The following is a 22,889-nucleotide window of genomic DNA, read 5'->3' as shown; positions in this document are numbered from 1 at the left end:
GACAGGTGTGACCCGTGATGGCAACACTGCACCCCGGCGCACTGCTGGCCCGCAGGTACCGGCTCATCGACCAGATCGGGGCCGGCGGCATGTCGGTGATCTGGCGGGCCCGGGACGAGGTGCTCGACCGGACGATCGCGGTCAAGGTGCTCGCACCGTCCCTGGCCGCTGACGCCCGGTTCCGCGGCATGGTCCGTGAGGAGGCGCGCTCCGCCGCGCAGCTCGTCCACCCGCACGTGACCTCGGTGCACGACTACGGCGAGACGCTCGCCCCGGACGGCAGCATCACCTCGTTCGTCGTGATGGAGCTGCTCAGCGGGGAGGAGTTGGAGTACCGGCTGACCGAGGGGCCGCTGCCCTGGCCGGACGCGGTGGAGATCGGCGCCCAGGTGGCGGAGGCACTGGCGGCGGCGCACCGGCTCGGCATCGTGCACCGGGACATCACCCCGGCCAACGTGATGATGACCCCGGTCGGCGCCAAGGTGCTGGACTTCGGCATCGCCACCCACATCGGCGCCCCGGACGAGGACGAGGACGGCGGCACCTTCGGCACGCCCGCGTACGTCGCCCCGGAGCGGCTGGACGGCGCACCGGCACAGCCCGCCACCGACATCTACTCCCTCGGGGTGCTGCTGTACGAGATGTTGACCGGGCGGGTGCCGTACCCGGCGGACACCTGGGAGCAGCTCGGCGTGGCGCTGGGGACCGGCGTTGCCCCTCCCCCGCTGGAGGTGCCGGGTCTGCCGACCGAGGTGGCCCGCACCTGCCTGCGCTGCCTGTCCCGCGAGCCACGGGACCGGCCCACCGCCCACCAGGTGGCCCTCGTGCTGCGCGACCAGCTCCTGCCGGCCGACCCGCAGGCCGCCACCATGCTCTCCCCGACCGTGACCCTGCCGACGATCGTCGGCCCGCCGGCCCCGCTCGCCGTGGCCCCGGGACCGGGCGACACGGCCGGCACGCCGGTCGCCCCGGGTGCGGCCGTACCGGTCGGGCCGATGGCGGATACGGCGGCCCCGCCGGCCGGGTCCGGGCGGCGACACGCCCGACCCGGTCGTCGCTGGCCGGTGCCGGTGGTCGCGGTGGCCGTCGTGGTGGTCGCCGGGCTGGCGCTGCTCGTTCCGACGCTGATTCCGGACCCGGCCCCACCGCCGCCCCGGGCCGCGCCGACGCCCGCCGCGCCGGTGAATACGCAGTCAGCGCCGGTCAGGACCGCCACTGCGGCCCCCTCACCGAGCGGGCCGGCCGACACGTCCCCGGCACCCAGCCAACTCCGGCCCACCTCGACGGCGACGACGGCGCCGCCGCCGACGACGCAGGGCCGCAGTCTGACCGAGGCGGCCAACCTGATCGGCCAGCTCATCGACACGGGGGTGGCCGACGGCGGGATCCGCGTCGACGTCGGCACCGACCTGCGCAACCTGCTGGGCCATGCCACCGCCGCGAGCGGCCGGGGCGACCTGGCGCTGGCGGCGCAGCGGGCCCGGGACAAAGTCGCCGACCGGCAGCGCGAGGGCAGCATCACCCCCGCATACGCCCGTCAGCTCGACGTGGCGTTCCAGCAGCTCGGCGCGGCCAGGGTCTGACCCGACGGCTCGGGGCAGTCGACGCCCAGGGTCAGCGCACGGGCCGGGACGCCCGGGTCAGCGGGCGGCGACCGAGACGGGCCGGCCGGCCGCGGCGGGTGCGCCTGCGCTGAGGAAGTCCCGGTACGCCGCCTCGTAGCCCAGGGCCATCCGAGGGGTGGAGAAGTTCTCCGCCACGTGTGCCACGCATGCCGCCGGATCCAGGCCGCCGGCCTGGCGCAGCGCGTCGGGCAGGTCGTCGGGGCGACCGCAGACCAGCCCGGTCACGCCGGGGAGGACCAGTTCCGGCACCGCGCCCCGGTTGAGCGCCACCACGGGTGTGCCGGTCGCCATCGCTTCCAGGATCACCATGCCGAACGGTTCGTCCCACTGGATCGGCATGATCAGGCAGCGGGCGTCGACGAGCATCCGTAGGGCGGCGTCCCGGTCGGCGTTGAGCACCACGGTGACGTCCTCGTCGACCATCGGCGCGACCACCTGCTCGTAGTACCGGCGCTCGGCGGGCTCGTTGCACTTGCCGGCGAGGATCAGCGGCAGGCCGGCCGCCCGGCACGCCCGGATCGCCAGGTCCGGGCCCTTGTCCGGGCTGAACCGGGCCAGCCAGAGCACGGGCCCACGGCCCGGCTCGGTCTTGTGCGGGACGTCGACGACATCCAGGGCGTTGTGCACGGTGCCGACCCAGGGCAGCACCTGGTTCAGCCGACGTTGGGTGTGCGAGATGGCGACCAGGCCGACCCCGCGGTCGGTGTCGCTGAGCACGATTCCGTACTCGCCGACCGGGTTTCCGTGCACGGTTGCCACGGTGGGCACCGCCCGGCGGCCGGCGACCAGCGGCCCGATCGTGGTGTGGTCGTGCACGACATCGAAGTCCGCCGGGCCGATGAGGTGCCTGACCTGGGCCAGGTGGGCCAGTTCGGGCAGCGACTCGCCGAGCCGGTCGTACTGGATGTCCGGGCAGGTGGTGACGTAGCTGCCCCGGGTGCCGTGGTGGGGGCCGGCCCCGAAGAGGGTCACCGTGTGCCCGCGTCCGACCAGCGCGTCGACCAGCCCGGCGACGACCTGCTCCAGCCCGCCGTAGCCGGGTGGCGGCACGGACAACCACGGTGGGACGACCATCGCGATCCGCAACGGCCGCTCCCCCGATCGGTCGGACGGCGGGTGGTTCACAGCCACGAGTCCTCCCCGTTGGTCCCTGTGCGCAGGACGCCTTCCCGGCCGGGCCGCGGTCAAACGGACGGACCGGGGCCGGCCGAGCGCCAGCTCGGGGTGAGACCGGCTCACCCGGATGGGGTGGGAACGCGCACCGGGGTGGAACAGGAAATGGGCGGCGGGCGACGGAGCCAACCCCCTTGGCTCCGCCACCCGCCGCCCCTCAGGAGGCAGGCCTGTTGTGGTGTTACGACGTCTCGGAGAGCGTCACGGTCGCCGTCGCCGCCGATCCGTTGCGCTGGTACTGCACCTCGACCCGGTCGCCCACCTTGCCGGCCTGTACGGCGCCGACCAGGTCGTTGGAGTCGTTGACCAACGTGTCGCCGAACTTGGTGATCACGTCGCCCCGCTGGAGTCCGGACTTCTCGGCGGCGCTCCCCGGGGTGACGGTCGCGACCACCGCGCCACCGTCCTCGGCCGGGCTCACGCTCACCCCGAGCGAGGGGTGGCTGACCTTCTCGCCCCGCTGGAGCTTGCCGGCGACGTCCTTGGCCTTGTTGCTCGGGATGGCGAAACCGACGCCGATGTTGCCGGTGCTCTGCCCGGAGGTGGCGATGGCGGTGTTGATGCCGATCACCTCGCCCCGGGTGTTGACCAGTGCGCCGCCGGAGTTGCCCGGGTTGATCGGGGCGTCGGTCTGGAGCAGCCCGGCGATCGAGCTGACCCCCTGCTGCGGGGCCTCCCGCTGGCTCTCGCCGGCCTGGATGGTGCGGTCCCGGGCGCTGACGATGCCGGAGGTCACCGAGCCCTGCAGGCCCAGCGGGCTGCCCAGGGCGAGGACCTGGTCGCCGACCTGCATCGCGTCGCTGTCGCCGAACTTCGCGGCCTTGAGCCCGCTGACCCCGCTGGCCTTCACCACGGCCAGGTCGGTCTTCGGGTCGGTGCCGATGATCTTCGCCTCGGCGGACTTGCCGTCGGCGAATCGCACCCGCACCGTTCCGCCGTCGGCGGAGGCCACCACGTGGTTGTTGGTGAGCGCGTAGCCGTCATCGCTGAGGATGACGCCGGAGCCCTCGCCGCTGCCGGTGGTGATCGAGACCACGCTGTCCTGGACGGCGGCGGCGATCTTCGGCAGATCGGCGCTGTTGATCACCGGGGCGGCGGAGTAGGTGCGGGTGATGCCGCCCGAGTCGCCGTCCACGGCGAGCGCGAGCGCGCCGCCCGCGACGCCGGAGCCGAGCATCAGCGCGAACACCGCGACGCCCGCGCCGGCCAGCTTGGCGACCCGGCTCGGCTTCGGGGCCTGCGCCCAGGGCGGCACCGGCTGGGCGGGGTCCTGCGGCGGCACCGGCCCGCCCGGGTACGCAGGCCCTCCCGCGGGTGGGGGGTACCCGGGGGTCGCCGGCCCGTGCTGGCCCCCCGCGGCCCAGCCGGACTGCTGCCCGGGCTGCCAGGGGCTGTTCGGGTACTGCCCGGCCGGCTGCGGCTGCCCCGACACCGGGTAGGGCGGCGCGGACGGGGTGACGGGCGGCGGGCCGTACCCGACGGGCGGCGCGGACGGGGTGACGGGCGGCGGGCCGTACCCGGCCTCCGGGCCGTATCCGGCGGGCGGCTGCGGGCCGGAGGCCGGGGCTGCGGGTACAGCGCCCGGGGCGGTCGACGGGGCCGGAGCGTGGGGCGCGACGGGCGGGGAGTCGGACTGTCCGGACTCGACGCGGGACGGGTCGGCGGTGGGGTACGACGGCTCGGCGTCGGAGTGCGCCGGCCGCCGCTGCGGGTCGGTCTCGTACTCGGTCATGTGTCCACCCTCTCTCCTGCCACTGCGACCATCCTGGATCCAGCCTGGAAGTTTCCTGAAAGTCACTCGCCCGGATCGTCGATGTCCGGCAGCAGGGGCAGCCGGACCCGGAAGGTCGCTCCCCCGCTGGGGGTCTCGACCGCCTCGACGCTGCCGTGGTGGGCGGCCACCAGCGCCGCCACGATCGCCAGACCCAGTCCGGTCCCGGTAACCCCGCCGGCCCGGCGGCTACGGGCGGCGTCGGTCCGGTAGAAGCGCTCGAAGACCCGCTCGGCCTGCTCCGGGGAGAGCCCCGGGCCGGTGTCCGCCACCTCCACCACCGCCAGGTTGCCCGGTTCGGTCCGCAGCCGAAGGGTCACCGAGGCATCCGGCGGGGTGTGGGTGAGCGCGTTGGTCATCAGGTTGCCGATCACCTGGCGCAGTCGGGCGTCGTCGCCGAGCACCACCAGCTGCCCGGAGCCGGGCTCGACCTCCAGCTCGATCCGCCGGTCCGGGGCCACCACCCGGGCCGCCTGCATGGCGTCGCCGGCCAGCAGCGGCAGCTCCACCGGGGCGAGCGAGAGCGGCCGCTCCCGGTCCAGCCGGGCGAGCAGGAGCAGGTCCTCCACCAGCAGCCCCATCCGGGCGGCCTCGTCCTCGATCCGGCGCAGCAGGCCCGCGGTCTCCTCCGGGGCTCGGGCGGCCCCCTGCCGGTACAGCTCGGCGAAGCCGCGGATCGTGGTCAGCGGGGTGCGCAGCTCGTGTGAGGCGTCGGCGACGAACTGCCGCATCCGCTCCTCCGAGCGCCGGGCCCGGGTCTCGGAGGCCTGAGCGGCGGCGGCCGCGTCGCGGGCACCGACCTCGGCCGACCGGGCGGCGATCTCCGAGGCGGCGCGGGCGGTGAACGCGGCCTCGATCTGCGCCAGCATGGTGTTCAGCGCCCGGGACAGCCGTCCCAGCTCGGAGGTGGGACAGTCCTGCCCCTCCTCCGGGTCGGGCACCCGCTGGGTCAGGTCGCCGCCGGCGATAGCACCGGCGGTGCGTTCTATCTCGACCAGCGGTTTGAGGCTGGTCCGCACGATCGCCGCGCCGATGGAGGCGAGCAGGATCAGCACCGCCCCGCCGACCAGGAGGTCTATCCAGACCAGCCGCTTGACCGCCTGGTCGACGTCGGTGAGGTTCTGCGCGACGGCCAGCATCTGCCCGGTCGGCAGCTCGGTGTAGAGGATCCGCCAGCGCATCGTGCTGTCCCGGGCCCGCACCGTCCGTGCCTCGCCGACCTGGGCGGCGAAGCCCTCCGCGTCGCTCGGCCAGGTCGGCAGGTCTTCGATACGGAACCGGGAGGTGTCGTAGATCTTTCCGATCACGCCGGTGGTCAGGTCGGGCGCCACGACCAGGTAGTCGCTGGGAATGGCCGGGTCCACGGCGCGCGGGCTCACCACGAAGGTCTGGATGTCGTCGGCGTAGGCGTGCAGCTCGCCGTCCACCTGGGCGACCAGGTAGTCACGCAGGAAGAAGGTGGTCAGCGAGCTGATCACCACGAGCGCGGCGGCGACCAGCGTCAGCACCGCCGCCACCAGCTTCACTCGCAGCGGTACGCTCCGCAGCCGCCCCTTCGCCTGCGCGACGGATTTCACGCCGCGGGCTTGCGTAGGACGTAACCCACCCCGCGCAGGGTGTGGATCAGCCGGGGCTGGGTGTTGTCGACCTTGCGCCGCAGGTAGGAGATGTACGACTCGACGATGTTGTCGTCACCGCGGAAGTCGTAGTTCCACACGTGGTCGAGGATCTGCGCCTTGGAGAGCACCCGGTTGGCGTTCAACATCAGGTACCGCAGCAGCTTGAACTCGGTCGGCGAGAGCTGCACCCGCTGCCCGGCCCGGTGCACCTCGTGGGTCTCCTCGTCCAGCTCCAGGTCGGCGAAGGTGAGCCGGGACGGGGTCGGCGCGCCGCTGGCCGTGCGGCGCAGCACGGCCCGGATCCGGGCGGTCAACTCCTCCAGGCTGAACGGCTTGGTGACGTAGTCGTCGCCGCCCAGGGTCAGCCCGCGGATCTTGTCATCGGTCGCGTCCCGGGCGGTCAGGAAGACCACCGGGGTGCGGGTGCCGCCCTCCCGGAGCATCCGGATGACCTCGAACCCGTCGAGGTCGGGCAGCATCACGTCGAGAACCACCAGGTCGGGGCGGTGGTCTTTGGCGGCGCTCAGCGCGGCGCTCCCGCTGGTCGCGGTGGCCACGTCGAAGCCGGCGAAGCGGAGGCTCGCGGTGAGCAGTTCGAGGATGTTGGGGTCGTCCTCGACGACGAGCAGTCGCGCCTCGGTCTGGGTAGCGGCCATGCCGACCATCATCCGCGCTGTCGCTGCGCCCGCGCTGGACGGTTCCTGGAAAATCCCTGAGAACAGCGGTGGGGGTACGGCCGTGGGCGGGAAGTCGCCCCACCGGACGGGTCGGGAGGGCCCTTCCCGCACCCTCGCGGGCGAGCGTGCAAGGGTAGGCCGAGGAGGTTACCCATGATCATCCCGGCGAGGTTCAACGGGCCGCCCGGTTCGGGCAACGGCGGCTGGAGCGCCGGCGTCTTCGCCGCCGCCTCCGGGCACGACGGGGCCGTCGAGGTGACGCTGCGGCAGCCGCCCCCGCTGGAGACCCCGCTGACCGTGCACGGCGGGGAGGTCCGCGACCCCGGGGGCCGACTGATCGCGCAGGTGCGGCCGACCGGGGAGGCGCCGGACGCGGTGCCATCGGTGGACCTCGACGCGGCGCGGGCCGCCGCAGGGGCGTACCCCGGCCTGGTGGAGCACCCCTTTCCCGGCTGCTACGTCTGCGGCCCCGACCGGGCCGACGGGCTACGGATCTTCCCAGGCCGGCTGCCGGACGGGCGGACGGCCGCGCCCTTCACCGCCCCGGCCGAGGTCACCGCCGCGACGGTCTGGGCAGCGCTCGACTGCCCCGGTGGCTGGGCCGTGATCGCCCCCGGCCGCCCGTACGTGCTCGGCCGGATCGCCGCCGTGGTGCACGCGCTACCCGCCCCCGGCGACGAGTGCGTGGTGACCGGCGTGGCGGACGACACGCAGGGGCGCAAGGCGCTGGTACGCACCTGCCTGTACGGCCCCGACGGCCGGCTGCTCGGCCGGGCCCGGGCCACCTGGATCGCGCTCAACGGGGCCTGACCGACCCGACGGCACCAGACCGTCCCACCTCCGGGGAGGGCTCCTCCTGCCTGAGGTGGAGACGGGCGTAGGGGCCGAGCCTGATTGACCTGGTTGCGCCGTCTTGCCAGGCTGTGCCACGGCGCACTCGCAACAGCGCCGCACACGTCGGCGCGTCCACGCGCCACGCACGGGAGGAGAACGATGTCTGACGGGCAGCGAAGCCCCACCACCGGCAGCGGTCAGATCGTGGTGTCCGGCCTGACGAAGCAGTACAAGAGCGTCCGGGCGGTCGACAATCTGTCGTTCACGGTCGAACCGGGGCGGGTCACCGGCTTCCTCGGCCCGAACGGCGCCGGCAAGACCACCACGCTGCGCATGCTGCTGAACCTGGTCACCCCGACCGGCGGCAGCGCCACCATCGGCGGTCAGCGGTACGCCGACCTGACCGACCCGCTGCGCCACGTGGGCGCGGTGCTGGAGGCGTCCAGCGCGCACAAGGGCCGCACCGGCGTCAACCACCTGCGGGTGATCTGCGCGGCGGCCGGGCTGCCGAAGCAGCGGGCCGACGAGGTACTGGCCCTGGTCGGGTTGTCCCCGGCGGCCAAGCGCAAGTTCAAGGGCTACTCGCTGGGCATGAAGCAGCGCCTCGGCATCGCCGCCGCGATGCTCGGCGACCCGCAGCTGCTGGTCCTCGACGAGCCGGCGAACGGGCTCGACCCCGAGGGCATCCGGTGGATGCGTGGCTTCCTCAAGGGCCTGGCCCACGAGGGCCGCACGGTGCTGGTCTCCAGCCACCTGCTGTCGGAGATGCAACTGCTCGCCGACGACGTGGTGATCATCGCGGCCGGCAAGCTGATCCGGCAGGGCCCGGTCGAGCAGGTGCTCGGCTCGATGGCGCAGGGCGGCCGGGTGCGGGTGCGCACCCCGCAGCCCGAGGAACTGGTGGCGGCGCTGCGCGAGCAGTCCGCGACCGTGGAGACCGACGAGCAGGGTGTGCTGCTGGTCAGCGGGGCGGACGCCCCGGCGATCGGCAGGGCCGCCCTGGCCGCGAAGGTGGAGCTGCACGAACTGACCCCGGAGCGACCCGACCTGGAACGGGTCTTCCTGGAGCTGACGGCCGGAAAGGCGGGCATCCGATGAACCTCGTCCGATCCGAGCTGCTCAAGATCCGCACCACCAGCACCTGGTGGATCTTCGGACTCATCACGCTGCCGCTGTGGGGCCTCACCCTGCTGTTCAACTGGTTGCAGACCGACGCGCTGGCCAGCGGCAACCTCGGCGACGTGCCGGCCGACCAGGCCGACCAGATCCAGGCCGTGCAGTCCGCCGACAGCCTGGCCGCCAACCTCTACACCAACGGCCAGTTCTTCGGGCTGCTCATCGTGATGTTGCTCGGCATCATCGTGGTGACCAGCGAGTTCTTCCACCAGACGGTGACCACCACGTTCCTCACGGTGCCGCATCGCACGACGGTGATGATGGCGAAGCTGGTCGCCGCGGCCGTGGTCGCGATGCTCTTCTGGCTGGTCACCACGGCGCTCAACCTGGTGTTCGGTGTGCTGATCCTCAACAGCGTTGACGTGGGCACCCAGTTCGGCAGCGGCACGATCTGGCAGGCGATCGGGCTCAACGCGTTGGCGTACCTGCTCTGGTCGGTGCTGGGCGTCGGCATCGGGGTGCTGATCCGCAGCCAGATCGGCGCCACGGTCACCGGCATCCTGCTCTACCTGGGCGGCTCGATCGGGGCCGTCGCCGTGCTCGCCGTCCTGGCATCCAGGTACGGGGACTGGATCAACCAGCTCCAGGTGGCGGTGCCGTCGCTGGCGTCGTCGCTGATGGTCACCGGGGCCGAGATCCCGGGCAGCCCGCCGCGCTGGGCCGGCGCGGCGGTCCTGATCGCGTACGCCGTGGTCGCCGGTGTGATCGGCGTCCTCACCATGCGACGGCGCGACATCTCCTGACCGCTGCCGTCGAAGGGCGGGCACCGGCCCCGGGTGTGATCGGTGATCACAGCCGGGGCCGGGCCTCTTCCGCACCCGGCAGACCGGCTTCGAGGCCGAAGTCAACGGGACACCCGGTCGATACCGAACTTCGGCATCTTCTGTGAAACGGACCACCCGCCGGAGGCGGAAATGCTTAGCGTATTCCTACGGCGTAGCCTGGGAGCCGTCCCCCGTCCGCCGCGCATCGCCGGCGGTGGCGGACACCGCGTGACACACAAACCCGCGTGAAAGAGGCGATTACCGGCCGTGTCGACCCAGCAGACTTCGCAGGAGAACCCACTGGCGGGTTTCGGCCCGAACGAGTGGATCGTCGAGGAGATGTACCAGCGCTACCTCGCCGACCCAAGCAGCGTCGATTCGGCCTGGCACGACTTCTTCGCCGACTACCGACCGGCGCCCGGCGCCGCCACAGCACGACCGGACGGGCCGGGCACCAAGGCCACGAAGGCCGCGCCGGAGCCGGCCGGGCAGCAGGCGGCCGCCGCCACCGTCGCCCAGCCGGCCGCGAAGGCCGCGCCGACACCCGCGCCGAAGGCGGAGCCCGCCGCGAAGCCGGCCCCCGCGAAGGCCGCGCCGGCGAAGCCCGCCGCGAAGGCCGCCCCGGCGAAGGCCGCCGGCGAAGGCCCGCAGACCACCCCGCTGCGCGGCGTCGCCGCGAAGATCGTCCAGAACATGGACGCCTCGCTTAGCGTGCCGACCGCGACGAGCGTGCGCGCCGTCCCGGCCAAGCTGCTGGTGGACAACCGCATCGTGGTCAACAACCACCTCGCCCGCGGGCGCGGTGGCAAGGTCAGCTTCACCCACCTGATCGGGTACGCGATGGTCCGGGCGCTGGTCGAGCACCCGGAGATGAACAACTCGTTCGCCGAGGTCGGCGGCAAGCCGGCGGTGCTCCGCCCCGAGCACGTCAACCTGGGCATCGCGATCGACCTGGCCAAGCCCGACGGCAGCCGCAACCTGGTGGTCCCGTCCATCAAGGGCTGCGAGACGTTGGACTTCCGGCAGTTCTGGCAGGCGTACGAGGACGTGGTCCGACGCGCCCGCCGCAACGAGTTGACCATGGACGACTACTCCGGCACCACGATTTCGCTGACCAACCCGGGCGGCATCGGCACGGTGCACTCGATCCCGCGCCTGATGACCGGGCAGAGCGCCATCATCGGCGTCGGCGCCATGGAGTACCCGGCGCCGTACCAGGGAATGAGCGAGGCCACCCTCGCCGAGCTGGCCGTCAGCAAGACCATCACGCTGACCAGCACGTACGACCACCGGATCATCCAGGGCGCGCAGTCCGGCGAGTTCCTCAAGGTCATGCACGAACTACTCCTCGGCGAGCACGGCTTCTACGACCAGATCTTCACCTCGCTGCGCATCCCGTACGAGCCGGTGCGCTGGATGCAGGACGTGGCCGTCAACTCCGAGGGCCAGATCAACAAGACCGCGCGGGTGCACGAGCTGATCCACGCGTACCGGGTGCGCGGCCACCTGATGGCGGACACCGACCCGCTGGAATTCAAGATCCGCAAGCACCCGGACCTGGACGTCCTCCAGCACGGGCTGACCCTGTGGGACCTTGACCGGGTCTTCCCGGTCAACGGCTTCGCCGGGAAACAGCGGATGAAGCTGCGCAACATCCTCGGCGTCCTGCGCGACTCCTACTGCCGACGCGTCGGCGTGGAGTACATGCACATCCAGGACCCGGAGGAGCGGCGCTGGATCCAGGAGCGGATCGAGCGCAGGTACGAGAAGCCCACCTCGGACGAGCAGAAGCACGTGCTCAACCGGCTCAACGCCGCCGAGGCGTTCGAGACCTTCCTGCAGACCAAGTACGTCGGCCAGAAGCGCTTCTCGCTGGAGGGCGGCGAGTCGCTGATCCCGCTGCTCGGCGAGGTGCTGGAGTCCTCCGCCGAGGCGGGGCTCGACGAGGTCGTCATCGGCATGGCCCATCGCGGCCGACTCAACGTGCTGGCCAACATCGTCGGCAAGCCGTACGAGAAGATCTTCTCGGAGTTCGAGGGGCACCTCGACCCGCGCTCCACGCAGGGCTCGGGCGACGTGAAGTACCACCTCGGCCAGAACGGCAAGTTCACCGCTCCGGGCGGCGAGCACGCGGTCAAGGTGTCGGTGGTGGCGAACCCGTCGCACCTGGAGGCCGTGGACCCGGTGCTGGAGGGGATCGTCCGGGCCAAGCAGGACCGGATCGACCTCAAGCTGGAGGGGTACACGGTGCTGCCGCTGGCGGTGCACGGTGACGCCGCCTTCGCCGGCCAGGGCGTGGTCGCCGAGACGCTCAACCTGTCGCAGCTGCGGGGCTACCGCACCGGCGGCACGGTGCACGTGGTGGTCAACAACCAGGTCGGCTTCACCACCGCCCCGGAGCACTCCCGGTCCAGCCTCTACAGCACCGACGTGGCCCGGATGATCGAGGCGCCGATCCTGCACGTCAACGGCGACGACCCCGAGGCCGTGGTCCGGGTCGCCCGGCTGGCTTTCGAATACCGGCAGGCGTTCAACAAGGACGTCGTGATCGACATGGTCTGCTACCGCCGGCGCGGGCACAACGAGGGCGATGACCCGTCGATGTCCAACCCCCAGATGTACAAGATCATCGACTCGAAGCGCTCGGTCCGCAAGCTCTACACCGAGGAGCTGATCGGCCGGGGCGACATCACCGTGGAGGACGCGGAGGAACTGCTGCGCGACTACCAGGCGCAGCTCGAGCGGGTCTTCAAGGCAACCCGGGACGCCGCCTCCGCGCCGAAGCAGCCGGCCCGCCAGCGCCGCGAGGACGAGCCGGAGCCGCAGGTGGAGACCGCCACCACCGTCGAGGTCGTCAAGGCCGTCGGCGACGCGCACGTCAACCTGCCGGAGGGCTTCACTCCGCACAAACGGATCCAGCAACTGCTCGACCGGCGGGCCAAGATGTCCGTCGAGGGCAACATCGACTGGGGCTTCGGAGAGATCATCGCCTTCGGCGCGCTGCTGCACGACGGGGTGACCGTCCGGCTCGCCGGTCAGGACTCCCGCCGCGGCACGTTCGTGCAGCGACACGCCTCGGTGGTGGACGCCAAGACCGGCGAGGACCACCTGCCGCTGAAGTCGCTCACCGCCGACGGCGAGCGGTCCCGGTTCTTCGCGCACGACTCCCTGCTCAGCGAGTACGCGGCGATGGGCTTCGAGTACGGCTACTCGGTGGAGAACATCAACGCGCTGGTGGCCTGGGAGGCCCAGTTCGGCGACTTCGTCAACGGCGCCCAGTCGGTCATCGACGAGTTCATCTCCTCCGGCGAGGTGAAGTGGGGCCAGCGCTCCGCGGTCACCCTGCTGCTGCCGCACGGCCACGAGGGCCAGGGCCCGGACCACACCTCCGGCCGCCCGGAGCGGTTCCTCCAGCTCTGCGCCGAGGACAACATGCGGGTGGCCATCCCGACCACCCCGGCGAGCTACTTCCACCTGCTGCGTCGCCAGGCCCTGTCGCCGAAGCGCAAGCCGCTGGTGGTGTTCACCCCGAAGTCGCTGCTGCGGCACAAGCTCTGCGTCTCTTCGGTGGAGGACTTCACCACCGGCACGTTCCAGCCGGTGCTGGTCGACACCGCTGTCGCCGCGCCGGAGCAGGTGAAGCGGGTGCTGCTCTGCTCGGGCAAGGTCTACTACGACCTGTTCCAGGCCCAGGCCGAGCGGGGCGTCACCGACACCGCGATCATCCGGATGGAGCAGCTCTACCCGCTGCCCGTCGAGGAGATCCGGGCCGCTCTGGCGCAGTACCCGAACGCCGAGGACTACGCCTGGGTACAGGAGGAGCCGGCCAACCAGGGCGGGTGGAGCTTCGTCGCACTCAACCTGCTGGAGCACCTGAGCGAGGTCCGGCTGCGCCGCATCTCCCGCCCGGCCGCCGCCGCCCCGGCGGGGGGCTCGGCCAAGACGCACGAGGTCGAGCAGAAGGCGCTCATCGAGGCGGCCCTGCCCCGCCCGTGACCTGACCGCACCGACGCGCACCGGGGCAGCGACCGTCACCACGACGGGCCGCTGCCCCGGTCGTCTCGGCGGACCACCCGACCCGGCCGCCGGCCGGGCCCAGGAATGAGGACGTACGGATGTACTTCACCGACCGCGGGATCGAGGAACTGGTCGAGCGCCGGGGCGAGGAATCGGTCAGCGTTGAGTGGCTCGGCCAGCGGCTGCGCGACTTCGTGGACCTGAACCCCGAGTTCGAGACGCCGATCGAGCGGTTCGCCACCTGGCTGGCCCGCCTCGACGACGAGGACGAGGACTGAGCCGCCGAGCGGCCGGGGCGGCCGGTGCCGCCCTGGCGCTGCTGCTCGCCGGCTGCGGCGCCGACCCCGCGCCCCGGGCCGGGCCGGACGGCGACGGCCGGGGCGCGCCGACGGCCCTACCCCCCGTCTTCTACGTCGACCCGGCGAACCCGGCCGGCGCGCAGGCGGACCGCTGGGCGGCGCAGGGGCGCACCGCCGACGCCGAGGCGCTGCGCGCGATCGCCGGTCGCCCGAGCGCGAAGTGGCTCACCGGCACCCCGGCGGTCCGCGCCGAGGTGGACGCCTTCCTGACGGCGGCGGCCGTCGCCGGGCAGACGCCGGTGCTGGTGGTGCAGAACGTGCCGGGCCGCGACTGCGCCCGGCAGGGCGCCGGCGGTGCCGAGAACGCGGCGGACTACCAGCGCTGGATCCGGGACCTGGCGGCCGGGGTGGCCGGCCGACCGGTCACCGTGATCCTCGAACCCGGCGCGGTCCCGGACGCCGTGGCCGGCTGTGTAGCCGACGTCGCCGGCCGGCTCGGGTTGCTGCGGGACGCGGTCTCCGTGCTGGCCAGCACCGGCAGCACCCGGGTGTACCTCGACGCCGGGCATCCCGGGTGGATCACCGACGTCGACCGGCTCGCCGCGACGCTGCGCCGGGCCGGGATCGCCGACACGGCCGGCTTCGCCCTGAACGTGGCGAACTTCGTCGGCACCGAGGAGAGCGTCCGCTACGGTCACCGGCTCTCCGACGCGCTCGGCGGGGCGACCCGGTTCGTCGTCGACACCAGCCGAAACGGCAACGGCCCACACCCGGGCCGTACCGTGGACGCCGCGCCGAGCTGGTGCAACCCGCCGGGCCGGGCGCTCGGCGAAGAGCCGGCGGCCGACCCCGGCCCGGACCGGGTGGACGCCCTGCTCTGGGTCAAGTACCCGGGCGAGTCCGACGGTGCCTGCCGCCCCGGCGAGCCGGCGAGCGGCACCTGGTGGCCCGAGTACGCCCTCGACCTGGCCCGCCGAGCCCGCTGACCCGGGCGCTCGGGCGCTGGCCCGTCAGCCGTTGCCGGCGCGGACGGTCGGGCGCAGGCCGGTGCGGCGCAGCTTCTGCCAGCCCAGCCGGCCACCGGTCAGCGCGGTGACCACCGCCTGGATCATCACCAGATACATCAGCTGCCGGTAGACGAACTGCTGCAACGGCAGCACCCAGAGCACGCCCAGCTTCTCCCGGTCCAACCGGAACGCCACCACCGCGGTGAGGAACTGCACCGCCAGCATGGCCAGCCAGGCCACCACCGTCGCGGTCCGGTCGAGGAAGAACAGGCCGTACAGGGCGAGCAGGTCGATCACCGGTGCCAGCAGCGGCAGCAGCACCCCGAAGAGGCTCAGGAAGAGCAGACAGCGGCGGCTGAACCGGCCGGACGCGCCGCGGTCGAGCAGCGAGCGGCGATGCTTCCACATCGCCTGCATGGTGCCGTAGCTCCACCGGTAGCGCTGCTTCCACAGCTGCCCCATCGTCGCCGGCGCCTCGGTCCAGGCCCGGGCCTTCTCCTCGTACACCACCTTCCAGCCGGCCCGGCCCAGGGCCATGGTGATGTCGGTGTCCTCGGCCAGGGTGTCGTCGGTCATCCCGCCCGCGTAGACGAGGGCCTGCCGGCGGAACCCGCCGATCGCGCCGGGCACCGTCGACATGCACCGCAGGGTCTCGTAGAGGCGGCGGTCGAGGTTGAACCCGATGACATACTCGATGTGCTGCCACTTGGCGATCAGGCTGTCCCGGTTGCCCACCTTGACGTTGCCGGCGACCGCGCCGACCTGCGGGTCGGCGAACGGCTGGACCAGTCGGCGCACGGCGTCCGGCTCGAAGACGGTGTCGCCGTCGACCATGACGAGCAGCTCGTGGCGGGCCAGCGCCACGCCGGTGTTCAGCGCGCTCGGCTTGCCGCCGTTGGGCTTGCGGACGACTCGGACGTTCGGCAGGCCGAGCCCCTCGGCGATCTCCGCGGTCCCGTCCGTCGAGCCGTCGTCGACCACGATGACCTCGATTCCCCCGCGATGGTCGCCGGTGGCCAGCGACCGGACCGCCGCGGCGATTCCCTCCTTCTCGTTGTACGCGGGGACGATCACCGACACCGGCTCGGTCACCGGCGGCCCCCAGGACCAGTCCCGGGCCCGGCGGCGCCGGGCGTGCCGCCCGGCGAGCAGGAGCAGCAGGACGGTGCGACCGACGGTGAGCACGCCGACGAGCACGAAGAGCACGCCGAAGGCGGTGAGCGTACGGTCGGCGCCCTGCACCGCCCAGACCAGCATCCGGCCCCGCCACCGGTCCGCCCCGGACGCGACCGGGTTCCCGGTCACCTGGTGGTCGACCCCGGCTGCGGCCAGTGTCAGGTTCAGCCCCTCGGTCGTGGTGGTGAACCGGTAGCCGCGTTCCTTCATCAGCGGGATGAAGCGGTCCAGGGCGGCGACGGTCTGGGCCCGGTCCCCGCCGGCGTCGTGCCACAGGCTGATCGCGCCCGAATAGCCGGCCGGCGTGGCGTTGGCGACGGTGGCGTCCACCCCGGGCAGCGCCCAGTCCTGGCTGTCGGTGTCGTTGAGCACGGTGAGGTAGCCCAGCGCGCCTGCCTCGGTGACCAGCGGCCAGTCCCGGTCGTCGATCGCGTCGGCGTGCGAGGAGTACGGGAAGCGCATCAGCGAGGACCGGACCCCGGCCGCGCCGGCGAGCGCGAGCTGGGTCTGGGCGTACTCCATCCGGTGGCGCCAGCCGGGCAGCGTGGTCAGGTCGGGATGGGTGAAGGTGTGCACGCCGACCTCGTGCCCGTCGGCGATGAGATCCCGCACCAGTTCGGGGTGCCGGGCGGCCTGTGACCCGACCACGAAGAAGGTGCCCTTCACCTGGTGGGCGTCGAGGACCCGCAGCACCTCGCGGGTCCACTTCGGGTCGGGGCCGTCGTCGAAGGTGAGCGCGACGGTGCGGGCGGGCAGCCGGTAGGAGCGGTGCTGGCCGTCGGCGGCGTTGATGATCGGGCCGCCGTTGACCACCTCGGTGGGCACCCGGTCCTGGCCGTCGTCGTGCTGCGCGCGGTCGGGAACGAAGGCGGCGTTCGCGTACGCCCCGACGAAGAGCACGCCGGCCAGGACGACGAGCAGGATGCCCAGCAGGGCCCAGCTCGGCGGCGGCGCGGGCCGGCGGACCCGGCGGGTACGGCGGGCCCGCGGCGGGGGCCGACCGGTGGACGGGTTGGCTGCTGTCCGCACGCTATGCGTCCGGTTCCGGGAGCGCCGGCGGGTCGATGGCCGAGGGCGGGACGGTCGTGGGCGGCGCGGTGCTGGGCGGGGCGGTCGCCGGAGGCGGGGCGGTCGCCGGAGGCGCGGTGGTGCCCGGCGGCGGAGTACTCCGGGTGGGGCGGGGGCTGCCGGTGCCGGCCGCCGGGGACGACGGCCGGGACGACGCCGTGGCGGCCGGCGCGCTCCGGGTCACCGTGGCGCGGGTCGGGCCGGGGGCGGGCGTGGTGGGCTTCGCGGTCGCCGGGGCTGCCGGTTGGACGGGCGGCGGGGCGGGCGCTTCCCAGGGGCGCTGCGTCGACTCGACGAAGGGCAGCACGTTCTCCGGGCGCACCGGCCCCCCGACAAAGCTCACCCCGACCAGCGCGGTGTAGGCCAGCCCGGCCAGTCCTACGACGTATGCGATCCGCCGCAGCCGGGTCCCGCGCCGCCCGCTCGGGTCGACGAAGACCGGAGGCAGGTCGGGAATCGCGGCCAGGAGGGTCGTCGGCACGTCGGTGACGGACGGCACGACGACCGTCGGACCCTCCGTCACCACAAGTGGGACCGTCGCGTCGCCGGGCGAGGCCCGTACCACCGTCGGAGGTTCCGTCACGGAGAGTACGACCGTCGGACCGTCCGTGCGGGGCCGCACCACCGTCGGACCGTCCGTCAGGGGCCGCACCACGGTCGGACCGTCCGTCAGGGGCCGCACCACGGTCGGACCGTCCGTCAGGGGCCGCACCACGGTCGGACCGTCCGTCAGGGGCCGCACCACGGTCGGCTGCTCGGACGGGGAAGGGACGGCGGTACGGCGGTCGGTCACGAGTGCCGAGTCTAGGAGCGAGAGGTCACCAAACCCCTGGTCAGCGGCCCGATTGAGACGAGGATCCCGCCCAGGCCGGCGGGGGGAAGGCGGCGCTACCGACGGCGATCTTGTAGCGTGGGGACGTGGCCCGGAGCGTATATCTGACCAGTGTGGGTTCCGGCGGGGGGAAGTCGACCATCGCGCTCGGCCTCGCCGAACTCCTTTCCCGACAGGTCGAGCGGATCGGCGCGTTCCGACCCCTGGTCGTTGGCTCCGGCCCCGACCCGATCCTTGCCCTGCTCACCGAGCGCTACCGGATCGACCTTCCGATGGCCGACCTGCACGGCACGACGTACGCGGAGGCGAGCGCGCTGGTCGCCGACGGCCGGCGGCAGGAGTTGATCTCCCGGCTCGTCGAGCGGTACCGGGACGTGGAGCGGCGTTGCCCGGCGATGGTCGTGGTGGGCAGCGACTTCGCCGACGGCGGGGACGGCGCGGGCCCCCGCGAGCTGGCCTTCAACGCCCGGCTGGCCACCGAGTTCGGCAGCGTGGTGGTGCCGGTCATCGACGGCTTCGGGCAGGACCCGGAGGCGATCGCGGCGGCGGCGCGCGGGGCGTACCACGATCTGTTGGACCTGGGCGCGACGGTGCTGGCGGTGATCGCCAACCGGGTGCCGGGGCCGATGACGATGCCCGACCTGCCCGTCCCCACGTACGCCATCCCGGAGGTGCCGACCGTGTCGGCGCCGACGGTGGCCGAGGTGGCGGCGGCGCTCGGCGCGACCCTGCTGGCCGGCGACGATGCCGCGCTCGGCCGCGACGTGCTCGACTACGTCGTCGGCGCGGCGCACGTGCCGACCCTGCTGGACCATTTGACCGAGGGTGCGCTGGTGATCACCCCCGGCGACCGGGCCGACCTGCTGGTGGCGGCGAGCGCCGCGCACGTCGCCGGCCAGGTCTCCGTCGCCGGGCTGGTGCTCACCCTCGGTGAGCAACCCGACCCCCGGGCAATGCGGCTGGTGGCGGCGCTGAACACCGGGCTCGCGGTGCTGTCGGTGCCCAGCGACAGCTACGACACGGTGGCCGCGTCCAGCCGGATCGAGGGCCGGCCCAGCGTCGCCAACCCGCGCAAGGTGGAGGCCGCCCTCGGCGCGTTCGAGGCGAACGTCGACACCGACGACCTGTCCCGCCGGCTGCGGGTCACCCGCTCCGAGCGGGTCACCCCGCTGATGTTCGAGTACGACCTGATCGACCGCGCCCGGGCCAACCGTCGGCGCCTGGTGCTGCCGGAGGGGACCGAGGAGCGCATCCTGCGCGCCGCGGAGATCCTGCTGCACCGGGGCCTGGCCGACCTGACCCTGCTCGGCCGCGCCGACGACGTCGCCCGGCGCACCCGGGAACTCGGCATCGACATCACCGGCGCGGCCGTGCTCGACCCGGCCACCAGCGAGTGGCGCGACGAGTTCGCCGAGGCGTACGCGAAGCTGCGCAGCCACCGGGGCGTCACGCTCGACCTGGCCTACGACGTGGTGGCCCAGCCCAACTACTTCGGCACGATGATGGTGCACACCGGGCACGCCGACGGGATGGTCTCCGGGGCCACCCACACCACCGCCGCCACCCTCCGCCCCGCCTTCGAGATCATCCGGACGGTGCCGGGGCTCTCGGTGGCCTCCAGCGTCTTCTTCATGCTGCTAGCCGACCGGGTGCTGGTGTACGGCGACTGCGCCGTCAACCCCGACCCGGACGCCGCACAGCTCGCCGACATCGCCCTCTCCTCGGCCGACACCGCCGCCCGGTTCGGCATCGAACCACGGGTGGCGATGCTGTCGTACTCGACCGGGACGTCGGGGGCGGGCGCCGACGTGGAGAAGGTCGCGGCGGCCACCCGGCTGGTCCGCGAGCGTCGCCCGGAGCTGCTGGTCGAGGGCCCGATCCAGTACGACGCGGCGATCGACCCGAGGGTCGCGGCCACCAAGCTGCCCGACAGCGCCGTCGCCGGGCAGGCCACGGTGTTCATCTTCCCGGACCTGAACACGGGCAACAACACCTACAAGGCGGTGCAGCGCTCGGCCGGGGCGGTGGCCGTCGGCCCGGTGATGCAGGGCCTGCGCCGCCCGGTCAACGACCTGTCCCGAGGGGCCACCGTCCCGGACATCGTCAACACCGTCGCCATCACCGCCATCCAGGCCGCCGCCGGGGAGTCGTCATGAGTCGGGTGCTGGTCCTCAACTGTGGTTCGTCGTCGGTGAAGTACCGGCTCTACGACGGCGAAGAGGTCCGCGGCCGTGGCACCGTCGAGCGGATCGGCGAGTCCGGCGGCGGCCCGGCCGACCACGAGACGGCGGTCCGGGAGATCCTCGACCGGCTGGACCTCGCCGGACTCACCGCCGTCGGGCACCGGGTGGTGCACGGCGGGCGGCGCTTCACCGAACCGGTGCTCGTCGACGACCCGGTCTTCGCGGCGATCGAGGGCCTCGTCCCGCTCGCCCCGCTGCACAACCCGGCGAACCTCGCCGGCATCCGGGTCGCCCGCGAGGCGCTGCCCGGCGTGCCGCAGGTCGCCGTCTTCGACACCGCGTTCCACCACACCCTGCCCGAGGCCGCCGCCACGTACGCGATCGACCGGGACACCGCCACGCGGTACGACATCCGCCGGTACGGCTTCCACGGCACCTCGCACTCGTACGTCTCCCGGCGTACCGCCGAGCTGCTGGGCCGGCCGTACGGGAAGCTGAACACCATCACCCTGCACCTGGGCAACGGGGCGAGCGCCTGCGCCGTGGCCGGCGGGCGAAGCGTGGCCACCTCGATGGGGATGTCCCCGCTGGAGGGCCTGGTGATGGGCACCCGCAGCGGCGACCTCGACCCGACGATCATCTTCCACCTGCGTCGCGAGGGCGGCATGAGCGTGGACGACATCGATGACCTGCTCAACCACCGCAGCGGCCTGCTCGGCCTGACCGGGGTCAACGACATGCGCGAGGTGCTGGCCCGCCGCGACGCGGGGGACGCCGCCGCCGTGCTCGCCTTCGACGTCTACCGCCGCCGGATCACCGGGTACGTCGGGGCGTACTACGCCCTGCTCGGGCGGGTGGACGCGGTCACCTTCACCGCCGGGGTGGGCGAGCACGCCGCCGCGGTGCGGGCCGCCGCGCTGGCCGGCCTGGAGCGGCTGGGCATCACCGTCGACCCGGAACGCAACGCCGGCAGCGGCGACCGGTTGATCTCCCCGGACGGCGCGGAGGTCGCCGTCTGCGTGATCGGCACCGACGAGGAGCGCGAGATCGCCCGGGAGACCCGCACGGTCATCGAAGCGACCCGGGTGACCCCGGCCGCCTGACCGGGGAGTGCGGTCAGGTCAGGGCCAGCCAGGTCTAACTCAGGGCCAGCCAGGCGACCACGGCCAGCAGCAGCACCACGACGACGACCGCAGCGCCGAAGAGCAGCGGCGTCCGGGACACCGCCGGACCGGTCGCGGAGGCGACCTCCGGAGCGTCGGCGAACGCACGGAACTGCTCGGTGTTGCCGCTCTGGTCCACGTACTTGTCAGACATGGCCTGACCATAGCCAAGGCGGCCCACCCCGCACCGTTCGCCCCGGCGACGCGCCGCAGGACCGCCGGATCGGCGGAGCCACTCCCACCGGGTGGCCTTCCCGACCGGTCCGGACGGTGGGGCCGGGCCGACCCCCGGGCCACCTACCGTGGAGGCGTGAAGGTCCGACGGCTGCTCGCCGTGCTGATGGCGACGCTGCTGGCCGGCTGCGGCACGGCCAGCCCCGCCGCCCCCGGCACCGCCTCGGCGGCCCGGTCCGCCCCGACGGGGGCGTACCCGGTCGGGGTGCGCACCTTCACCCTCGATCCCACCGGCGCACGCCCGCTGCCGGTGACCGTCTGGTACCCGGCTGCCCCGGGCGGGGTGGCCCGGGGGCGCTTCCCGGTCGTGGTGTTCAGCCACGGGCTGGACAGCCTCCCCGGGCTGCACGCCCCGCTGACCACCCGGTGGGCCGCCGCCGGTTTCGTGGTGGCCGCACCGGCGTATCCGCACACCCGGCGCGGGGCCGCCCGGTTCAGCCGGGCCGACGTGCGCAACCAGCCGGCCGACGGCTGGCGGCTGATCCGACACCTGGTCCTCCTCGGCGCCCGGCGGGGCGACCCGTTCGCCGGCCACCTGGACACCGCCCGGTTCGCCGCGGCCGGGCACTCGGCGGGCGGATTCACCACCTCCGGGATGCTCACCTCGGGGCACCCGCCCCGGCTCCGGGCGGGCATCGTGATCGCCGGAGGCGGCCTGGCCGGCGCGTTCGCCGGCCCCTCCGCGCCGGTGCTGTTCGTGCACGGCGACGCCGACCCGGTGGTGCCGGTCACCGTCGGCCGGGCCGCGTACGCCCGCACGCCCGGCCCGGCCGCCTTCCTCACCGTCACCGCCGGGGACCACGGCGCGTACCTGACCCCCGGCCGCCCCGGCTTCCCCGAGGTCCTCGCCGCCACCACGGACTTCCTCCGCTGGACCCTCTACGGCGACCCCACCACCCTCCACCGCCTCCCCCCAGCCGCCCCCTCCCCCCACACCACCTGGCTCTCCCGCCTCCCCACCCCCTAACCCCCACCCCCAGGCCCACACCCCCCACCGCACGCCCGCACGCCCGCACGCCCGCACGCCCGCACGCCCGCACGCCCGCACGCCCGCACCCCGCACCCCGCACCCCGCACCCCGCACCCCCGCACCCCGCACCCCGCACCCCGCACCCCCGCACCCCCGCACCCCCGCACCCCCGCACCCCCGCACCCCCGCACCCCCGCACCCCGCACCCCGCACCCGCACCCGCACCCGCGATCTTGCAGTAGTGGCCCCGACATTTGGGGCCAAAAGGCGCGATTCGCGGGCCCCAAGTGCAAGATCGCGG

Annotated in this window: 17 protein-coding genes; 11 read left to right on the top strand and 6 right to left on the bottom strand. The window is 73.4% G+C overall.

Going from position 1 to position 22,889, the window contains the following annotated elements:
• The first annotated feature begins 17 nt into the window (after positions 1-17).
• The gene (locus SNR22_RS16670) at positions 18-1,583 is read left to right on the top strand and encodes a serine/threonine-protein kinase (RefSeq protein ID WP_320067501.1); all 1,566 of its coding nucleotides are present in this window, start codon (positions 18-20) and stop codon (positions 1,581-1,583) included.
• A 57-nt stretch (positions 1,584-1,640) separates the two neighbouring features.
• Here SNR22_RS16670 and SNR22_RS16665 read toward each other — a convergent pair whose 3' ends face one another.
• The 4 genes from SNR22_RS16665 to SNR22_RS16650 all read right to left on the bottom strand — a co-directional run bounded on the left by SNR22_RS16665 (position 1,641) and on the right by SNR22_RS16650 (position 6,844).
• Positions 1,641-2,699, bottom strand: coding sequence for a glycosyltransferase (locus SNR22_RS16665; RefSeq protein ID WP_320067676.1), 1,059 nt, complete (start codon positions 2,697-2,699; stop codon positions 1,641-1,643).
• Positions 2,700-2,979: 280 nt separating this feature from the next.
• Complete coding sequence (locus tag SNR22_RS16660; protein WP_320067500.1) at positions 2,980-4,530, bottom strand: S1C family serine protease; 1,551 nt, start codon at positions 4,528-4,530, stop codon at positions 2,980-2,982.
• A 62-nt stretch (positions 4,531-4,592) separates the two neighbouring features.
• Complete coding sequence (locus tag SNR22_RS16655; RefSeq protein ID WP_320067499.1) at positions 4,593-6,146, bottom strand: sensor histidine kinase; 1,554 nt, start codon at positions 6,144-6,146, stop codon at positions 4,593-4,595.
• Positions 6,143-6,844: a response regulator transcription factor gene (locus tag SNR22_RS16650; RefSeq protein ID WP_320067498.1), complete on the bottom strand. Its 702-nt coding sequence runs from the start codon at positions 6,842-6,844 to the stop codon at positions 6,143-6,145. Before SNR22_RS16650 ends, SNR22_RS16655 begins: the two co-directional genes overlap by 4 nt.
• Positions 6,845-7,018: 174 nt before the next feature.
• Here SNR22_RS16650 and SNR22_RS16645 point away from each other — a divergent pair, with 174 nt between their 5' ends.
• The 6 genes from SNR22_RS16645 to SNR22_RS16620 all read left to right on the top strand — a co-directional run bounded on the left by SNR22_RS16645 (position 7,019) and on the right by SNR22_RS16620 (position 14,941).
• The gene (locus SNR22_RS16645; RefSeq protein ID WP_320067497.1) at positions 7,019-7,675 is read left to right on the top strand and encodes a hypothetical protein; all 657 of its coding nucleotides are present in this window, start codon (positions 7,019-7,021) and stop codon (positions 7,673-7,675) included.
• A 183-nt stretch (positions 7,676-7,858) separates the two neighbouring features.
• A complete protein-coding gene (locus SNR22_RS16640) occupies positions 7,859-8,797 on the top strand; it encodes an ABC transporter ATP-binding protein (RefSeq protein ID WP_320067496.1) in 939 nt (312 codons plus the stop codon).
• Entirely contained in the window at positions 8,794-9,618 is an 825-nt protein-coding gene (locus SNR22_RS16635) for an ABC transporter permease (RefSeq protein ID WP_320067495.1), read from the top strand. The genes SNR22_RS16640 and SNR22_RS16635 overlap by 4 nt, the downstream gene beginning before the upstream one ends.
• Positions 9,619-9,906: 288 nt before the next feature.
• Positions 9,907-13,635, top strand: a complete 3,729-nt coding sequence (locus SNR22_RS16630; RefSeq protein WP_320067494.1) for a multifunctional oxoglutarate decarboxylase/oxoglutarate dehydrogenase thiamine pyrophosphate-binding subunit/dihydrolipoyllysine-residue succinyltransferase subunit — start codon at positions 9,907-9,909, stop codon at positions 13,633-13,635.
• 119 nt (positions 13,636-13,754) lie between these two features.
• The gene (locus SNR22_RS16625; RefSeq protein ID WP_320067493.1) at positions 13,755-13,934 is read left to right on the top strand and encodes a DUF6104 family protein; all 180 of its coding nucleotides are present in this window, start codon (positions 13,755-13,757) and stop codon (positions 13,932-13,934) included.
• Positions 13,898-14,941, top strand: coding sequence for a glycoside hydrolase family 6 protein (locus tag SNR22_RS16620; protein WP_320067675.1), 1,044 nt, complete (start codon positions 13,898-13,900; stop codon positions 14,939-14,941). Before SNR22_RS16625 ends, SNR22_RS16620 begins: the two co-directional genes overlap by 37 nt.
• Positions 14,942-14,965: 24 nt before the next feature.
• Here the strand turns inward: SNR22_RS16620 and SNR22_RS16615 are convergent, their stop codons facing one another.
• Positions 14,966-17,167: a bifunctional polysaccharide deacetylase/glycosyltransferase family 2 protein gene (locus SNR22_RS16615; RefSeq protein WP_320067492.1), complete on the bottom strand. Its 2,202-nt coding sequence runs from the start codon at positions 17,165-17,167 to the stop codon at positions 14,966-14,968.
• A gap of 35 nt (positions 17,168-17,202) precedes the next feature.
• Here SNR22_RS16615 and SNR22_RS16610 point away from each other — a divergent pair, with 35 nt between their 5' ends.
• The 3 genes from SNR22_RS16610 (at position 17,203) to SNR22_RS16600 (ending at position 21,324) form a co-directional block, all read left to right on the top strand.
• Positions 17,203-17,568, top strand: coding sequence for a GTPase (locus SNR22_RS16610; RefSeq protein WP_320067491.1), 366 nt, complete (start codon positions 17,203-17,205; stop codon positions 17,566-17,568).
• A gap of 556 nt (positions 17,569-18,124) precedes the next feature.
• The gene (pta, locus tag SNR22_RS16605; RefSeq protein WP_320067490.1) at positions 18,125-20,194 is read left to right on the top strand and encodes a phosphate acetyltransferase; all 2,070 of its coding nucleotides are present in this window, start codon (positions 18,125-18,127) and stop codon (positions 20,192-20,194) included.
• Positions 20,191-21,324, top strand: a complete 1,134-nt coding sequence (locus SNR22_RS16600) for an acetate kinase (RefSeq protein WP_320067489.1) — start codon at positions 20,191-20,193, stop codon at positions 21,322-21,324. The genes pta and SNR22_RS16600 overlap by 4 nt, the downstream gene beginning before the upstream one ends.
• 34 nt (positions 21,325-21,358) lie before the next feature.
• Here SNR22_RS16600 and SNR22_RS16595 read toward each other — a convergent pair whose 3' ends face one another.
• The gene (locus SNR22_RS16595) at positions 21,359-21,538 is read right to left on the bottom strand and encodes a hypothetical protein (RefSeq protein ID WP_320067488.1); all 180 of its coding nucleotides are present in this window, start codon (positions 21,536-21,538) and stop codon (positions 21,359-21,361) included.
• 156 nt (positions 21,539-21,694) lie between these two features.
• On the opposite strand from SNR22_RS16595, the gene SNR22_RS16590 reads away from it, so the two are divergent.
• Positions 21,695-22,585 (top strand): alpha/beta hydrolase family protein, encoded by an 891-nt coding sequence (locus SNR22_RS16590; protein ID WP_320067487.1) that lies wholly within the window; start codon positions 21,695-21,697, stop codon positions 22,583-22,585.
• The last annotated feature ends 304 nt before the right edge of the window (positions 22,586-22,889 follow it).

Origin of the sequence: Micromonospora sp. RTGN7, from assembly GCF_033804645.1 — a bacterium.
Classification (GTDB): domain Bacteria; phylum Actinomycetota; class Actinomycetes; order Mycobacteriales; family Micromonosporaceae; genus Micromonospora.
Note: the sequence above shows the minus strand (reverse complement) of the source record. Positions and strands in the feature narration are given on the sequence as shown.

Bases quoted from the DNA above. Each gene is read 5' to 3' on its own strand.
- SNR22_RS16670 (WP_320067501.1), top strand. From the start codon at position 18: ATGGCAACACTGCACCCCGGCGCACTGCTGGCCCGCAGGTACCGGCTC.
- SNR22_RS16625 (WP_320067493.1), top strand. From the start codon at position 13,755: ATGTACTTCACCGACCGCGGGATCGAGGAACTGGTCGAGCGCCGGGGC.
- SNR22_RS16645 (WP_320067497.1), top strand. From the start codon at position 7,019: ATGATCATCCCGGCGAGGTTCAACGGGCCGCCCGGTTCGGGCAACGGC.
- SNR22_RS16610 (WP_320067491.1), top strand. From the start codon at position 17,203: ATGGCCGAGGGCGGGACGGTCGTGGGCGGCGCGGTGCTGGGCGGGGCG.
- SNR22_RS16640 (WP_320067496.1), top strand. From the start codon at position 7,859: ATGTCTGACGGGCAGCGAAGCCCCACCACCGGCAGCGGTCAGATCGTG.
- SNR22_RS16595 (WP_320067488.1), bottom strand. From the start codon at position 21,538: ATGTCTGACAAGTACGTGGACCAGAGCGGCAACACCGAGCAGTTCCGT.
- SNR22_RS16665 (WP_320067676.1), bottom strand. From the start codon at position 2,699: ATGGTCGTCCCACCGTGGTTGTCCGTGCCGCCACCCGGCTACGGCGGG.
- SNR22_RS16600 (WP_320067489.1), top strand. From the start codon at position 20,191: ATGAGTCGGGTGCTGGTCCTCAACTGTGGTTCGTCGTCGGTGAAGTAC.
- SNR22_RS16660 (WP_320067500.1), bottom strand. From the start codon at position 4,530: ATGACCGAGTACGAGACCGACCCGCAGCGGCGGCCGGCGCACTCCGAC.
- SNR22_RS16635 (WP_320067495.1), top strand. From the start codon at position 8,794: ATGAACCTCGTCCGATCCGAGCTGCTCAAGATCCGCACCACCAGCACC.
- SNR22_RS16650 (WP_320067498.1), bottom strand. From the start codon at position 6,844: ATGGCCGCTACCCAGACCGAGGCGCGACTGCTCGTCGTCGAGGACGAC.